The following is an 895-nucleotide window of genomic DNA, read 5'->3' as shown; positions in this document are numbered from 1 at the left end:
CTTGCCGTTTTCGATCACGATCCAATGGCCGAGCGCCCCGCGCGGGGCCTCCATGCGGCCCACGCCTTGCGCCTTTTTCGGCCAGGTGGCGGGGTCCCAGAGCGCCTCGTTGAAGGTTTTGACATCGCCGGCCTTGATGTTGGCGACCAGGTTGTCGTACCAGCCTTGCAGCTCGTCGACGATAATCGCCGTCTCCAGCGTGCGTGCGGCGGTGCGGCCCATGGTCGAGTAGAGCGCCTCGATGGGCAGGTCGAGCTGCGTGAGCGTGCTGTCGACCAAAGCCTTAGCCTTTTCGTTGCCGGTGGTGTAGAGCATCAGTATCCGTGCTAGCGGCCCGACCTCCATCGGCTTGCCCTTCCAGCGCGGGGTCTTGAGCCAGGAGTACTGGTTCTCGACGTCGAGCTGCTGATAGGGTGGCTTGGGGCCGGTATAAGCGAACTTGGTCTCACCCTGATACGGATGCAGCCCAGCCTCCTTGCCCGCCTTGTAGTCATACCAGGCATGGGCGACGAACTCCTGGATCTCGGCCTCGGCATCGAGGTCGACCGGCTCGATGTGGCTGAGGTCGCGGTTCATGATGACGCCGGTGGGGATCAGATAGGACTCCGGATCACCATAGCCCTTGGCCGGGAAGTCCCCATAGGTCATGAAGTTGCCGATGCCCTCGCCCTGCTGGAACCAGTCTTTGTAGAAACCGGCGATGGCGATGGTGTCCGGCACATAGACCTGATGCACGAAGTCGTGCATCTGCTGGATGATGTTGCGCACCCGTTCCAGCCCCACCACGTCGAGCGCGGTGCCGGCCTGCTTGCCGGATTCCAAGCTGATGGCGCAGGGCATGCCACCGACACAGAGGTTCGGATGCGGGTTCTTGCCGCCGAAGATGGCATGCAAT

1 protein-coding gene is annotated in these 895 nt (G+C 62.6%); it reads right to left on the bottom strand.

Going from position 1 to position 895, the window contains the following annotated elements; genetic code table 11:
• Window positions 1-895 (bottom strand): nickel-dependent hydrogenase large subunit (locus tag VBE63_RS30435; protein WP_323686693.1); only part of this gene is annotated, 895 nt, incomplete at both ends.

The sequence above is a fragment of the Lamprobacter sp. genome (genome assembly GCF_034860625.1).
Classification (GTDB): Bacteria; Pseudomonadota; Gammaproteobacteria; order Chromatiales; family Chromatiaceae; genus Lamprobacter.
This window is presented reverse-complemented; position numbering and strand designations above follow the sequence as displayed.